Origin of the sequence: Streptomyces sp. ME19-01-6 (assembly GCF_033793745.1) — a bacterium.
Lineage (GTDB): Bacteria > Actinomycetota > Actinomycetes > Streptomycetales > Streptomycetaceae > Streptomyces.
This window is the reverse complement of sequence record NZ_JARAXF010000001.1, coordinates 39,708-53,935: the sequence shown is the minus strand read 5'-3', so window position 1 is coordinate 53,935 and position 14,228 is coordinate 39,708. Positions and strand designations below refer to the sequence as shown.

Annotated in this window: 11 protein-coding genes; 6 read left to right on the top strand and 5 right to left on the bottom strand. The window is 72.7% G+C overall.

Going from position 1 to position 14,228, the window contains the following annotated elements:
- Positions 1–151: 151 nt before the first annotated feature.
- From PV419_RS00230 to PV419_RS00210, 5 genes are all read left to right on the top strand, one after another.
- Complete coding sequence (locus tag PV419_RS00230) at positions 152–2,638, top strand: serine/threonine-protein kinase (RefSeq protein ID WP_319686178.1); 2,487 nt, start codon at positions 152–154, stop codon at positions 2,636–2,638.
- A gap of 21 nt (positions 2,639–2,659) precedes the next feature.
- Positions 2,660–4,051, top strand: coding sequence for a PP2C family serine/threonine-protein phosphatase (locus tag PV419_RS00225; RefSeq protein WP_415925198.1), 1,392 nt, complete (start codon positions 2,660–2,662; stop codon positions 4,049–4,051).
- A gap of 81 nt (positions 4,052–4,132) precedes the next feature.
- The gene (locus PV419_RS00220) at positions 4,133–5,530 is read left to right on the top strand and encodes a VWA domain-containing protein (RefSeq protein ID WP_319685544.1); all 1,398 of its coding nucleotides are present in this window, start codon (positions 4,133–4,135) and stop codon (positions 5,528–5,530) included.
- A 71-nt stretch (positions 5,531–5,601) separates the two neighbouring features.
- Positions 5,602–6,831 carry an FHA domain-containing protein gene (locus PV419_RS00215; protein WP_319685543.1) on the top strand — a complete coding sequence of 410 codons (1,230 nt, stop codon included), beginning with the start codon at positions 5,602–5,604 and terminating at the stop codon, positions 6,829–6,831.
- A gap of 145 nt (positions 6,832–6,976) precedes the next feature.
- The gene (locus tag PV419_RS00210; RefSeq protein ID WP_319685542.1) at positions 6,977–7,723 is read left to right on the top strand and encodes an SDR family oxidoreductase; all 747 of its coding nucleotides are present in this window, start codon (positions 6,977–6,979) and stop codon (positions 7,721–7,723) included.
- Between the two features lie 63 nt (positions 7,724–7,786).
- On the opposite strand, the gene PV419_RS00205 is transcribed toward PV419_RS00210, so the two are convergent.
- Positions 7,787–8,848, bottom strand: a complete 1,062-nt coding sequence (locus PV419_RS00205) for a methyltransferase domain-containing protein (protein ID WP_319685541.1) — start codon at positions 8,846–8,848, stop codon at positions 7,787–7,789.
- Between the two features lie 99 nt (positions 8,849–8,947).
- Between PV419_RS00205 and PV419_RS00200 the strand changes: the two genes are divergently transcribed.
- Positions 8,948–9,352, top strand: a complete 405-nt coding sequence (locus PV419_RS00200; RefSeq protein WP_319685540.1) for a globin — start codon at positions 8,948–8,950, stop codon at positions 9,350–9,352.
- Between the two features lie 64 nt (positions 9,353–9,416).
- Here PV419_RS00200 and PV419_RS00195 read toward each other — a convergent pair whose 3' ends face one another.
- From PV419_RS00195 to PV419_RS00180, 4 genes are all read right to left on the bottom strand, one after another.
- Positions 9,417–10,205 carry a hypothetical protein gene (locus tag PV419_RS00195; RefSeq protein ID WP_319685539.1) on the bottom strand — a complete coding sequence of 263 codons (789 nt, stop codon included), beginning with the start codon at positions 10,203–10,205 and terminating at the stop codon, positions 9,417–9,419.
- Entirely contained in the window at positions 10,202–10,690 is a 489-nt protein-coding gene (locus tag PV419_RS00190) for a thioesterase family protein (protein WP_319685538.1), read from the bottom strand. The genes PV419_RS00195 and PV419_RS00190 overlap by 4 nt, the downstream gene beginning before the upstream one ends.
- A 2-nt stretch (positions 10,691–10,692) precedes the next feature.
- A complete protein-coding gene (ettA, locus tag PV419_RS00185; protein ID WP_319685537.1) occupies positions 10,693–12,357 on the bottom strand; it encodes an energy-dependent translational throttle protein EttA in 1,665 nt (554 codons plus the stop codon).
- Positions 12,358–12,646: 289 nt separating this feature from the next.
- Complete coding sequence (locus PV419_RS00180) at positions 12,647–14,047, bottom strand: Cys-Gln thioester bond-forming surface protein (protein ID WP_319685536.1); 1,401 nt, start codon at positions 14,045–14,047, stop codon at positions 12,647–12,649.
- Between the last annotated feature and the right edge of the window lie 181 nt (positions 14,048–14,228).

Here is a 14,228-nt window from a genome sequence, read left to right as displayed (position 1 = left end):
CGAGCGTCGCACGCGCGACCGCCGGGCCGCACACGACCGCGATGGCCGCACCTCTGCGCCGCGCGGGCGACGGTGCCCGCGGCGGAGCCGCTGATGTGACGAGCAGCCGCTGCCGCGGCTGGGCGAACGGAGAGACGCGGTGAGCAGCGGTATGGGCAGGTGTCAGCGGCGCGGGTGCGGTGGGGCGTACGAGGACGTGGGCGGCGGCCAGCTGTACTGCGACACCTGCGGCATGGCCCCGGTCGTCTCGCGGGACGGAATGGTCGGCTCGCCGCCCACCGGCATCACCGGCGTGGGGCGCGGCGACCGGGGAAGCGGCTCGTCGGGCACCGGCTCCCGATCCTCCTCGCGCCCGTCGTCCCGGTCCGCCTCGTCCCGGCGCTCGGTGTCCGGGCGGCTGTCCCGCTCGCTGGGGTCGGGGCGGTCCTCCTCTCGTTCGGTGTCGGTGCGCAGCTCCCGCTCCACCGCCGCGGCCCGCTCCGGACGCAGCCGACTCGGCGCGGGCCTGGTCAGCGTGGACGAGGTACCGCGCACCGACCCGCGCATGGCGGTGCTGGCCAACCCCGAGGTGCCCGAGCGCAAGCGGTTCTGCAGCCGGAGCGACTGCGGAGCGCCGGTGGGGCGCGCCCGCGGCGACCGGCCGGGCCGCACCGAGGGCTTCTGCACCAAGTGCGGCCATCCGTACTCCTTCGTGCCCAAGCTGAGCCCCGGCGACATCGTGCACGGCCAGTACGAGGTGGCGGGGTGTCTGGCCCACGGCGGTCTCGGCTGGATCTATCTGGCCATCGACCGCGCGGTGTCCGACCGCTGGGTGGTCCTCAAGGGCCTGCTGGACACCGGCGACGAGGAGGCGCTGTCCATCGCCGTGTCGGAGCGCCGGTTCCTCGCCGAGATCGAGCACTCCAACATCGTCCGCATCTACAACTTCGTCGAACACCTCGACCAGCGCACCGGCAGCCTCGACGGCTACATCGTGATGGAGTACGTCGGCGGCAAGTCGCTGAAGGACATCGCCAACTCCCGCCGCGCGCCGGACGGCAGGCGCGATCCGCTGCCGGTCGAGCAGGCGTGCGCGTACGGCATCGAGGCCCTGGAGGCCCTCGGCCATCTGCACAGCCGCAATCTGCTCTACTGCGACTTCAAGGTCGACAACGCCATCCAGCAGCAGGACCAGCTCAAGCTCATCGACATGGGCGCGGTCCGGCGGATGGACGACGAGGAAAGCCCGATCTACGGCACGGTGGGCTACCAGGCCCCCGAGATCTCGGAGCTGGGCCCGACGGTCGCCTCGGACCTGTACACGGTGGCGCGCACCCTCGCCGTGCTCACCTTCGATTTCCAGGGTTATACGAACGTCTTCGCGGACAGCCTGCCCGACCCGGGGAACATCGAGGTCTTCCAGCGCTACGAGTCGTTCTACCGGCTGCTGGTCCGGGCCACCGACCCCGACCCGAACCGCCGGTTCGGCTCCGCACAGGAGATGGCCGACCAGCTGACGGGCGTGCTGCGGGAGGTCGTGGCGCTGCAGACGGGGCGGCCCCGGCCCGCGCTGTCCACGCGTTTCGGGCCCGAGCCGCGGGTGGTGGACACCCAGCTGTTCGCCGAGCAGGGACAGGACACGTCCGTGCTCGGCGCCCGCGCCGGCCGGGGCCGGACGGCCGCCGCACCGGACCGCCCCCAGGGCGTGCTGGCCCTGCCGCTGCCCGCGATCGCGCCGCTGGACGCCCGCGCCACCGCCCTGGCGCTGCCGGTGCCGCTGGTGGACCCGGACGACGCCAACGCCGGGTTTCTCGCCGGACTGCTGGCCTCCGCCCCGGCCGAGCTGCACGCGGCGCTGCGGGCGGCCCCCGCCGACTCGCTCGAGCTGCGGCTGCGCCGCATCCGCGCCCAGCTGGAGCTCGGCCACGCGCGCGAGGCGGGGATCGCGCTGGACGGTCTGGAGGCCGGCTATCCCGACGACTGGCGGATCGTCTGGTACCGGGGCCTGCACGCGCTGGCGACCGGGGACAACGAGACCGCGGCCCTGTCCTTCGACGCCGTCTACGACGCGTTCCCCGGCGAGCCGGCGCCGAAGCTGGCGCTCGGTGTGTGCGCCGAGGTGCTCGGCCAGTTGGACAACGCGGCGGAGTACTACCGGCTGGTGTGGACGACCGACCCGAACCATGTGAGCGCCGCCTTCGGACTCGCCCGGGTCCTGCTGTACGCCGGGGACCGCGCGGGAGCGGTGGCCGCCCTGGAGTCCGTACCGGAGTCGTCCATCCACTACACGGCGGCCCGGGTCGCGGCGGTGCGGGCCCGGCTGCGGCAGCGCGCCGCGCACGAGCCGCTGCTGCCCGATCTGACGGCCTCGGCCCAACAGGTCGAGTGGCTGGGGCAATTGGGCCTCGACGCGGTGCGGTACGAGCGGCTGCGCACGGAAGTACTGGGCAGCGCCCTGGATTGGGTACTGTCCGGCAGCAGTGGCGCGCCTCCGGGCGGCGCCCGGCCGTCCCTGCTCAGCAGCAGTCTGGACGAGCGGGGACTGCGCTTCGGCTTGGAACGCTCGTACCGGGTACTCGCCAGGCTCGCGCAGCGCGGCGAGGAAAGGATCGAACTGGTGGAGCGGGCCAACCGTTTCCGCCCCAGGACGTGGGTGTGATCGATGTCGCAGATGCCGCAGATGCCCCGAGTGGCAACCTGCCCGACCTGTGAAGAGCCGCTGGAGTCGGGTGACAACTTCTGCGGCGTGTGCGGGGCCGACCTGGCGTCGGCCGGGCCGGCTGCCGCCGTGGCCGCGGACCGCCCGGCGCCCCCGGTGAACGGAGTGGCGCGGGCCGACTGGCAGGAGCCGGAGGACTACCCGCTCCAGGCCCCCGCCCCGGCGCACCCGGCTGCCATGTCGGCACCGGCCGCTCCGGACGGCCCGGTCGCCTGGGACGTCCCGGTCACGCCGGACGCCTCGGCCGTGCCGGACGCGTCGGACGCCATCCCACCGGCGGCCGACCCCAGGGCCGCGGCGGCTTTCGGAGAGCAACCAACCCCCGGCGCACCCGGCACACCCGGCACACCGGGTACGCCGGGCACCGGAACGGACACTGACGCGAGCAGCGGCGGCGGGGCGGGCCCCCGGCCGGCAGGCGGCGGCCGCCGCCTGTGCGCCGCGTGCCGGGAGGGCACCATCGACCAGGACGGATACTGCGACTCCTGCGGCCACGCGCAGCCACGGGAACGCGACCACATGGAGCGCGAGTTGGCGGGCGTCGCGGCGGCCAGCGACCGAGGTCTGCGCCACCATCGCAACGAGGACGCGTTCGCCGTGTCCGCCGCGGCGCTGCCCGACGGCTCGCCGGCCGTGCTCGCGGTCGTCTGCGACGGGGTCTCCTCGGCGACCCGCCCCGACGACGCGTCCGCGGCCGCCGCCCACGCCGCCGGCCAGTCGCTGCTCGCCTCGCTCCCCCGCGGCGCCCATCCCCAGCAGGCCATGAACGAGGCGATCGTCGCCGCCGCCGAGGCCGTGAACTCCCTGGCGGCGGAGGCCGGCCGGACCGGTCCGCACGACGAGCCCCACCAGCGCCAGCAGAACGCGCCGGCCTGCACCATCGTCAGCGCGGTGGTCGCCGCCGGCATCCTGACCGTCGGCTGGATCGGCGACAGCCGCGCCTACTGGGTGCCCGACGACCGTTCGGCGCCGCCCGCGCGGCTCACCGAGGACGACTCCTGGGCGGCCCAGATGGTGGCGGCCGGTCTGATGTCCGAGGCGGAGGCGTACGCGGACGAGCGGGCCCATGCCATCACCGGCTGGCTCGGCGCGGACGCCTATGAACTGGAGCCGCACACCGCGTCCTACAAGCCGGACCGGCCGGGTGTGGTGGTGGTGTGCACCGACGGCCTGTGGAACTACGCGGAGTCGGCCCAGGAGATGGCCCGCGCGGTGCCGCAAGACGCCCGCGCCCGGCCGATGCACAGCGCGCGCGTCCTGGTCGGTCACGCCTTGGACGGCGGGGGCCACGACAACGTAACGGTGGCCGTACTGCCGTTCCCCGCGGAGCCGGGCAGGGCAGGATCCGGCTGATCCTCCGGCAGGAGCCCCAGCGTCGGCGCCAAGGAGCGGTCTGAGCCAAGAAGGAGCGGTCTGAGCCAAGGAGGAAATCTGATGGCCGATTTCGCCAAGTCCACCGTGCCCCGGTTCTCGGTCGAGGTCTACCAGAACGAGTACCTCCCCGAGGGCGGCCGCGAGGTGAACGCGATCGTCACGGTCACCTCCACCGGCGGCGGCACCACCGGGGGGATGCCCATCCCGGCGATCCCGGCGCCCGCCCCGGCCCTGGACGAGGGCGGCGGTCCCGCGCGGGACCAGGGCGGCCCGGCCCCGCGCGCGGCCGTGGTCATCATGGTCGACTGCTCCGGCTCCATGGACTATCCGCCGGCGAAGATGCGCAACGCGCGGGACGCGACCGCCGCCGCGATCGACGCCATCCGCGACGGCGTCGCCTTCGCCGTGGTCGCCGGCACCCACAAGGTGGAGGAGGTCTTCCCGGGCGGGGGCCGGCTGGCGACCGCCGACCCGGCCACCCGGGCCCGGGCCAAGGACGCGCTGCGCAGGCTGAGCGCCGACGGCGGCACGGCGATCGGCACCTGGCTGCGCCTCGCCGACCGGCTGCTGGCGTCGGCCGATGTGCCGATCCGGCACGGCATCCTGCTCACCGACGGCCGCAACGAGCACGAGGAGCCGGGGGAGCTGCGGGCCGCGCTGAAGGCCTGTGCGGGCCGCTTCACCTGCGACGCGCGCGGAGTTGGCACCGACTGGGAGGTCAAGGAGGTCACCGGCATCGCCTCCGCGCTGCTCGGCACGGCCGATATCGTGGCCGACCCCTCTGACCTGGCCGCATTAACCGCGGACTTCACCCGCATGATGGATGCCGCGATGGGCAAGGAGGTCGCGGACGTCGGCCTACGGGTGTGGACCCCGCTGGGCGCCGAGGTGGCGTTCGTCAAGCAGGTGGCGCCCACGGTCGAGGACCTCACCGACCGGCGCGCCGAGGCCGGGGCGCGGGCCGGCGACTACCCGACGGGCTCCTGGGGCGACGAGTCCCGCGACTACCACCTGTGTGTGCGGGTGCCCACGGCCGAGGTCGGGCAGGAGATGCTGGCCGCCCGCGTCTCTCTCGTACTGCCACAGCACGACGGCGGGCTCCCGGCCACCCTCACCCAGGGGCTGGTGCGGGCCGTGTGGACGGAGGACATGGTCGCCTCCACCGCGATGAATCCGCAGGTCGCGCACTATACGGGCCAGACCGAACTGGCACAGGTCATCCAACAAGGGCTGGATGCCCGCAAAGCGGGCGATATGGATGGAGCAACGGCCAAGCTGGGACGTGCCGTCCAGCTGGCGAGCACCTCGGGGAACGAGGGCACGGCGAAACTGCTTGCGAAGGTGGTGGACGTCGTGGACGCGGCGACAGGTACTGTGCGACTGAAAGCGAAGGTCGCGGAGGCGGATGAGATGACTCTCGAAACGCGCTCCACCAAGACAGTGCGCGTCAAGAAGTAACAAGAAGTAACGCGACAAGCACGCAAAACGGCGGTAAGCGCCGAGAACGGCACAAGAGGGGGAACACCGACATGCCGACCTGCCCTAACGGCCACCAATCAGCGGCCGACGACTGGTGCGAGGTGTGTGGCCACCGGATGTCGGGGACGCCCGTGCCCACGGGCGCTGCCCCCCCGCCTCCGCCGCCTCCGCCGATGCCCGGCCCGCCCGGGTTCCCGGGAAGCGCTCCGGGCCAGGGCCCGGGAGGCCCCGGAGGTCCCGGCGCCCCAGGGGGCTACGGCTACCCCGGCGGGCCGCCGCCAGGCGCCCCGGGGCCCCAGGGCCCGCCCGGAGGCTACGGCTATCCCGCGCCCGCCCCGCAGCCGCCGGCCCCCACCTTCCAGGCGGAGCTGTGCCCTCAGTGCCGTACGCCCCGTGAGGCGCAGGCGCCCTTCTGCGAGGAGTGCCGCTACAACTTCCTGACCCAGTCGCCGACCTCGTACGCCCCGCCGCCCCCGCCCGGGCCCGGCGGGTTCCAGCCGCCGCACCCCCCGCAGCCGCAGTCGTTCCCGCCGCAGGGGCCCCACGGGGGTCCGGGTGACTTCCCCTTGCCCCACCAGCAGCCCCCGGGTCCGGCCTTCGGCGAGGACGACTGGACGCTGCAGCCGCCGAGCGCGGCCGGGCCGGCCGCGCCGCCGAACGCCCCCGCGCCCCCGTCGCCGTACGGGCAGCCGCACCCGCACCAGGCGCCCATGCCTCCTGGACCGCCTGGGCCCCCCGGGCCTCCCGGGCCGTCCTTCGGAGGCGGCGACTACCCGGGCGCCCCGGCGCCCGGACCGCACCAAGGGCCGCCCGCCCACTTCACCCAGGGCGGTCCCCAAGGCGGCCCCCAGGGTGCGCCCGGCCCCGCGGCCCCCGCGGGGTGGGTCGCGGTCGTCGCCCCCGACCGTGAGTACTTCATGGCGATGATGCACCGCAGCGGCCCGGAGGCGGCCGGCCTGAACCTCCCGGCCTACTCCCCCGAGCAGCAGCTCCCGCTCACCGGGCCGCAGGTCACCATCGGCCGCCGCCGCCACAGCACCGGCGAGTCGCCCGACATCGACCTGGCGCGTCCGCCGGAGGACCCCGGGGTCTCCCACCAGCACGCGGTCCTTGTCCAGCAGCCGGACGGCGGCTGGGCGGTCGTCGACCAGGACTCGACGAACGGCACCACGATCAACGGCGGGGAGGACCCGATCCAGCCGTACGTCCCGCATCCCCTCCAGGACGGCGACCGCGTCCACGTCGGGGCCTGGACGACGATCACCGTGCGCCGGGGATAGGGCCGAGGACGGCTCTCCCCCGGCGGACGGGACACAGCCCGGTGGCGGGCGGCCGGCCGACTTCGGCCGATCACCCGCCGTCGGAGGCACACCCTGCATAGATTCGGGGCGGAACATCCGCTCACCGAGATGTGTGGAGAGTGTCATGCCCGTACTGAAAGGCAAGACCGCCGTCGTCACCGGGGGCTCGCGGGGCATCGGCCGGGCCATCGTGGAGCGGCTGGCCCGCGACGGCGCCGAGGTGGTGTTCAACTACGCGCGCAGCGCCGAGGCCGCCGAGGAGATCGTCCGCACCGTCGAGGAGGCGGGCGGCAGCGCCCGTGCGGTGCGGCTGGACCTGGCCGAGCCCGGGGCGGCGGAGCAGCTGATGGAGACCGCGTCGCAGGGGCCGTCCGGCGGCGTGGAGATCCTGGTCAACAACGCGGCCATGAACTTCCCGAGGACCCCTCTCGCCGAGATCGAGGAGGAGCGCTTCGACCACCTGCTGACGGTCAATCTGAAGGCCGCCTTCCTGACCGTACGGCACGCGGCCCGCCATATGCCCGACGGCGGGCGCATCATCAACATCTCCACTCTCAACACCGTCCGGCCCGTGCCGGGCGTCGCCCCGTACATGATCAGCAAGGGCGGGCTGGAGCAGCTCACCGCGGCGGCCGCACAGGAGCTGGGAGAGCGCGGCATCACCGTCAACACGGTCTCCCCGGGTGCGACCGACACCGACATGCTGCACGACGCCAACCCCGGGGAGATGCTGGACCTGATCGTCGGCCTCACCCCGCTCCGCCGGCTCGGACAGCCGTCCGACGTGGCCGACGTCGTGGCGTTCCTGGCGGGCCCGGACGGCCGCTGGCTCACCGGCCAGAACCTCCGGGCCACGGGCGGCCTGAGCTGACGGAGGCCTCTTCAGCGGGTCGTTCGACAGACCCCTTCAAGGCCCTGTCCGGGGGCGGCCTGTTCAGGGGCCCTGTCCGGCGTGGGGGGCGGCGTGGGCGGGCCCCAGCGGCCAGGCGTACGCGCCCTCCGGGTCGTCCAGCCATGCCCACTGCCGCCCCTCGCGCACCGTCACGCCGTAGCGTCCCCGCCCCGGCCGGTCCTCGTGCTCCCACAGTGCGAGGGCCTCCAGCGGGTCCATCCGCGCCGTGACCACGTGCAGCAGGAAGCGGAAGGAGTCTTCCAGCAGCGGCCGGGCCGGCAGGCCCTTCGTCGCGACCCGGGGCGGGGGCTCGCTGCCGCGCAGCGGGACGAAGTACGCGGGGGTGGTCAGGAAGTGCCCCTCGCCGTGCTCGGCGTCGGCGACCCGCAGCGCGATCAGCCCCGTGGCGAGCGGCGCCAGGATCAGTCCGCCGGACCGGCACTGGGCCAGCCAGGCGGGCGGCAGGGAGGTCACGGCGCAGGTGGCGATGATCCTCTCGAAGGGGGCGCGCGAGGGGCAGCCGAGCGCCCCGTCCCCGGTGACGACCGTCGGCCGGTATCCGGCCGCGGCCAGGTGGTCGCGGGCGGTGTCGGTGATGTCCGGGTCGATGTCGACGGTCGTGACCCGGTCGTCGCCGAGCCGGTGCGCGAGCAGCGCCGCGTTGTAGCCGGTGCCCGTGCCGATCTCCAGCACGCTGTCCCCGTCCCGCACCTCCAGGGCCTCCAGCATCCGCGCCATCAGCGACGGCTGGCTGCTGGAGGAGACGGGCTCGCCGTCGCGCACCCGCGTCGCCAGGGGCGCGTCGGAGTACACCCCGGCCAGCCAGCGCGCCCGGCGCGCGGCGTCGGGGTCGTACCGCCCCAGCCGCTCGTAGATCACCGTCCCGCCGGGCGGGCTCGGCCCGCCGGCCTCGTAGTAACGGGGGACGAACACATGGCGCGGCACCTCCTCGAAGGCCTCTCGCCACGCGGGGTCGGCCAGCCCGCCGCCCGCGGCGATCTCCCGGACCAGGGCGGCCCGCAGCGTCGCGGCCGTCACGGCGTACGGATCGGACTTCCGGTCCGTGCCGCCCGCGCCACGCCTGCCTGTGCGCGTGCTGCCCATGACTCCACTGTCCTGCGCCCGCGCTCCGGTCGCGACCTACATCCCAAGTACTCCGCCAGGAGCGAACCGCCGTGAAACACAGTCTGAGAGCATGGAGGGGTGACAGAGATTCCGCGCGGCACGCTTCAGGAGCAGACGTTCTACGAACAGGTCGGCGGCGAGGAGGCCTTCCGGCGCCTGGTGCACCGCTTCTACCAGGGCGTGGCGGAGGACCCGCTGCTGCGGCCCATGTACCCCGAGGAGGATCTGGGCCCGGCCGAGGAGCGGCTGAGGCTCTTCCTCATGCAGTACTGGGGCGGCCCGCGCACCTACAGCGACAACCGCGGCCACCCGAGGCTACGCATGCGCCACGCGCCCTTCACCGTGAACCGCGCGGCCCACGACGCCTGGCTGCGTCATATGCGCGACGCCGTGGACGAGCTGGAGCTGGCGCCCGAGCTCGAGCGGCAGCTGTGGGACTACCTCACCTACGCGGCCGCCTCCATGGTCAACACCGCAGGCTGACCCGCGGGCTGACCCGTGGGCTGACCCCGCGGGCTGCCGCCGTCCGGTCAGGCGGCTCAGAGGTTCAGGCGGGGGTCACCGACAGGCCCGAGAGCCCCGGCAGCCCCGTTTTGCGCACCGCTATCGAGCCGTACGGCGTGCGCAGCCGCAGCCAGCCGCCCGCGGCGAGCAGCGCGAGCTGCTCGGGCTCGGGGGCGAGCGCCGTTGTGCCACCGCCCGACGGGCCGGTCGCCACGGCCGCGGCGACCGGCGCCGGGGCCCGGCCCGGGCGCAGGAAGCCCAGCGACTGCGCGGCGTGCACGGCGCGCAGCGGAAGGCCGGTCTCGCCGAGCGTCCGGGACCAGATCTCGCGGCCGATGCGGTCCCGCTCGGCGCGGGTGCGCCGCTCCTCGGGCAGCGCCGCGTCCCGGGCGCGGAACTCGGCGACGGCCGAGGCGACCGCCCCGCGCACCTCGGCCGCGCCCGGCAGACCGGGCACCTGGCGCCAGCCGCCGCGCGGCGGCAGCAGCCCGGCCCACGGCGGGCCGGTGACCGCCTCGGGCACGGCCACGTCCAGGCCGTCGGGCGCCGCACCGGCGCCGCCCGCCATTCGCCGCGCCCCCGTGTCCAGCGCGTCCGCGAACTGCCCGGCCGAGACCGTCGTGTCCAGCACGGTGTCGGCCGCGAGCCGCGCCGTACGGATGGCGAGCACCTCGAAGGAGGGCGGGCGGCCGAAGACGGCGAGCACTCCGCCGCCCGCCTGCAGCCGCACCGCCGCGGCGCGGTCGTAGTGGATCAGCCGGGCCAGGAAGGCGGCGAGGTCCGCCGCCTCCCCGGGGTCGGCGAAGCGCAGCTCCTCCCCCAGCACCGTCATACGATTACGGCCCCCTCGGGCTGCTCGTCCCGCCCGGCGGACCCGGTGGCCTTGGCGGACCCAACAGCGTGGTCTGCGGCGTCTTCCTGGTATTTCGCCAGGAAGCCCTCCTCCTCGGAGGTGAGGCGGCGCGGACGGCCGCGCTCCAGGTCATAGGGGACGATCATGGTGGAGGCCCGCGCGTACACGGTGTCCTCGTCCTTGACCTCGTACCCGAGCGTGATGAACGCGGCGCCGATGTCCTTCACCCACAGCTCGATGGTCACCGGCGCGTGCCGGTGGAAGAGCGGCTTGAGGTAACTGATCTCGTGCCGGGCCACGACCACGCCGCCGGTGAAGGCACCGCTGCCGTCCCCCGGCGCCAGCCGCCAGATGAAATCGACGCGCGCCTCCTCCAGATAGCGGAGGTAGACCACGTTGTTGACGTGGCCGAACGCGTCCATGTCGGACCAGCGCAGGGGGCAGGGGTAGATATGGCGGGCCATGCTCAGCCCCGGGTCAGCTTCTTGTACGTGGCGCGGTGCGGACGTGCCGCGTCCGGGCCGAGGCGCTCGACCTTGTTCTTCTCGTACGCCTCGAAGTTGCCCTCGAACCAGAACCACTTGGATTCGCCCTCGTACGCGAGGATGTGCGTCGCGACGCGGTCGAGGAACCAGCGGTCGTGGGAGACGACCACAGCGCAGCCGGGGAACTCCAGCAGCGCGTTCTCCAGCGAGGAGAGGGTCTCCACGTCGAGGTCGTTGGTCGGCTCGTCGAGGAGCAGCAGGTTGCCGCCCTGCTTGAGGGTGAGCGCCAGATTCAGGCGGTTGCGCTCACCGCCGGAGAGCACCCCGGCCGGCTTCTGCTGGTCCGGGCCCTTGAAGCCGAACGCGGACACATACGCGCGGGAGGGCATCTCGACCTGGCCGACGTTGATGTAGTCCAGCTCGTCCGAGACCACGGCCCACAGGGTCTTCTTCGGGTCGATGTTGGCGCGGGTCTGGTCGACGTAGGAGATCTTGACCGTCTCGCCGACCTTGATGTCGCCCGCGTCGGGGGTCTCCAGGCCCTGGATCATCTTGAACAGCGTGGTCTTGCCCGCGCCGTTGGGGCCGATGACGCCGACGATGCCGTTCCGCGGCAGGGTGAAGGACAGGTCGTCGATCAGGACCTTCTCGCCGAACGCCTTGGAGAGGTTCTCCACCTCGACCACGACACTGCCCAGGCGCGGACCCGGCGGGATCTGGATCTCCTCGAAGTCCAGCTTCCGGGTCTTCTCCGCCTCGGCGGCCATCTCCTCGTAACGGGCCAGTCGCGCCTTGGACTTGGCCTGGCGGCCCTTGGCGTTGGAGCGGACCCACTCCAGCTCTTCCTTGAGGCGCTTGGCGCGCTTGGCGTCCTTCTGGCCCTCGACCTTCAGCCGGGTCTGCTTGGTCTCCAGGTAGGTGGAGTAGTTGCCCTGGTAGCCGATGGCGCGGCCGCGGTCGAGCTCCAGGATCCACTCGGCGACGTTGTCCAGGAAGTACCGGTCGTGGGTGATGGCGACGACGGTGCCGGCGTACTTGGCGAGGTGCTGCTCCAGCCACTGCACGGACTCGGCGTCCAGGTGGTTGGTGGGCTCGTCGAGCAGCAGCAGGTCGGGCGCCTCGAGCAGCAGCTTGCACAGGGCGACGCGGCGCTTCTCACCACCGGAGAGGTTGGTGACCGGCCAGTCGCCGGGCGGGCAGCCGAGGGCGTCCATCGCCTGCTCCAGCTGGGCGTCCAGGTCCCAGGCTTCCGCGTGGTCCAGCTCCTCCTGGAGCTTGCCCATCTCCTCCAGCAGCGCGTCGGAGTAGTCGGTCGCCATCAGCTCGGCGATCTCGTTGAAGCGGTCGAGCTTGCCCTTGATCACCGCCACACCGTCCTGGACGTTCTCCATGACGGTCTTGGTCTCGTCCAGCGGGGGCTCCTGGAGCAGGATGCCGACGCTGTATCCGGGCGAGAGGAAGGCGTCCCCGTTGGACGGCTGCTCCAGGCCGGCCATGATCTTCAGCACCGTCGACTTACCGGCGCCGTTGGGACCCACGACACCGATCTTGGCGCCGGGCAGGAAGCTCAGCGTGACATCGTCGAGGATCACCTTGTCGCCGTGAGCCTTGCGCGTCTTGCGCATGGTGTAGATGTACTCAGCCAAGAGAAACCGTCCGGCAATCGTAGGTATCGAAGTGCGGCCTTACCACGAGGGTCGCCGCGTGGGTCGGCATGCGGCTGCGCCGCGTCGTCAGATACACCCCATCTTGCCGTACGCAAAGCTCATGACGGAAACCCGTTACTCCTCCGCCCGGGCCCGGCCCTGTCCCGACGCACGGCGGGCACACAACAGCCACACATCAGCCGCATCCCGGCCGGTCGCCCCACCGCATGCGAAAGGGCCGGAGCCTTACAAGGCCCCGGCCCTTTCAGCGATTACTGCGGGTCAGTGATCACTCACCCGCCGGAGCCGACTTCTTCTTGCGGACGAAGAAGACCGCGCCGCCACCGATCACGACAAGCGCCACGGCGACACCCGCGATGATCGGGGTGTTGTTGCTGCTGCCGGTCTCGGCGAGGTCGCCGCCGCTGCTGTCCGCGCTGCTGCCGCCGGCCGACGCCGGGCTCGGCTGGGAAGACGGGGTCTCGTCACCGCTGCCGCCGCCGGTGCTCGCGGTCTTGCAGTCCAGCACGCCGGAGAAGGTCTTCTCGAAACCGTTCGGACCGGTGATCGTGAACTTGTAGGCCTGGTCCTCCTTCACCGGGGCGGTGACGGTCTCGGACTTGCCGGCCTCGATGGTGTGCTTCTCGCCGAGGAGCTCGAAGGTGAACGCCTCGTCGCCCTTGTTCGTCGCGGTGATGTCCACGCCGCCCTTGGCGCAGTTCTTCTCGGCCGACAGCGCGGGTATCGGGCCCTTCTTCGCCCAGTCCGCGGTGGCGGTGGCGGAGACGGTGGACTCACTGGAGCCGGCCAGGATCTGCGTCTGGCTCTTGGTGGCGCTGGCGAACGCGCGGCCGACCGGGACCTTGGTGGCGGCCTGGGCGGTCAGCGTGGCGCTGCCGTCGGCGGCGCCGGCCGGCACGTCGAAGTAGAGCTCGCTGCCGTCGGCGGCGCTGGTGACCGTCTTGCCGTCCTTGTCGACGACCTTGACGCCGGAGGCGGCGGTGTCACCCGGGGTGACCGTGACGCTGTCCGCGTTGGTGTGGACCTTGATCGGGCCCAGGCGGTCACCGGACTTGCCGGAGACCGCGGGCGGGTCCAGGGTCAGCGACGCCTTGGGCTCCTCGAGGCTCTGCGCGTTCTTCTCGAGGTAGTCGGCCAGCTTCTCGGCCGCGGGGTCGGCCGCGTCGACGTCCGCGCCGTCCGAGAAGCGCCAGATGGCGACCTGGGTGCCGGCGGCCGCGGTCTTCTCCGTCAGGGGGCCGGAGTCCGCCTTGGCCGCGAGTGCGGAGAGGTCGTTGACCTGCGGGTAGGAGTTCTGCAGGATCCAGTTGATCTTGCCGGCGTTGGCGTTGTGCGCCAACGACGTGGCGCTCCAGGACTTCTCCTCGTACTTCGCCTTGCCCTGCGTCGGGTTGTGGAGGTCGATGCAGTACGTCTGGATGGTGCCGCCGTTGTCGACCGACATCTCGAACAGACCGGCGCCGACCCGCTGGTCCTTGCCCTTGTCGTGGATGACCGCCTGGTCGAAGGTCTTGAGACCGCTCAGCGTGGCGGTGGCGCCGCCCTGGCTCGGGGGCGCCTCGTCCGCCGCGGCGGTGCCGGCCGTGACGATCGCACCCGCCGCGACCAGGCCGGAGGCCAGGACAGCGACGGCAAGGCGAGCAGAGCCCCGCCTCTTTACAGAAATCATGGTTTCCCCTCCGGGCGAGCGCCAATCTGTGGGTGCGCCTCGCCAGCGAACTCAAAACTCAGGTGCCCCCGTTAGCACCAGGGATCCTAGGGAGAACCCTCGTCCCGTTCCCCAGGAATACCAAGGCCCAACCGATCCGAATCGAAATCGTTATCTCATCACACGATCGCGTCTGACCTGG

Coding starts and splice junctions, on each gene's coding strand:
- PV419_RS00230 (WP_319686178.1), top strand. CDS start 152: ATGGGCAGGTGTCAGCGGCGCGGGTGCGGTGGGGCGTACGAGGACGTG.
- PV419_RS00225 (WP_415925198.1), top strand. CDS start 2,660: ATGCCCCGAGTGGCAACCTGCCCGACCTGTGAAGAGCCGCTGGAGTCG.
- PV419_RS00220 (WP_319685544.1), top strand. CDS start 4,133: ATGGCCGATTTCGCCAAGTCCACCGTGCCCCGGTTCTCGGTCGAGGTC.
- PV419_RS00215 (WP_319685543.1), top strand. CDS start 5,602: ATGCCGACCTGCCCTAACGGCCACCAATCAGCGGCCGACGACTGGTGC.
- PV419_RS00210 (WP_319685542.1), top strand. CDS start 6,977: ATGCCCGTACTGAAAGGCAAGACCGCCGTCGTCACCGGGGGCTCGCGG.
- PV419_RS00205 (WP_319685541.1), bottom strand. CDS start 8,848: ATGGGCAGCACGCGCACAGGCAGGCGTGGCGCGGGCGGCACGGACCGG.
- PV419_RS00195 (WP_319685539.1), bottom strand. CDS start 10,205: ATGACGGTGCTGGGGGAGGAGCTGCGCTTCGCCGACCCCGGGGAGGCG.
- PV419_RS00190 (WP_319685538.1), bottom strand. CDS start 10,690: ATGGCCCGCCATATCTACCCCTGCCCCCTGCGCTGGTCCGACATGGAC.
- PV419_RS00180 (WP_319685536.1), bottom strand. CDS start 14,047: ATGATTTCTGTAAAGAGGCGGGGCTCTGCTCGCCTTGCCGTCGCTGTC.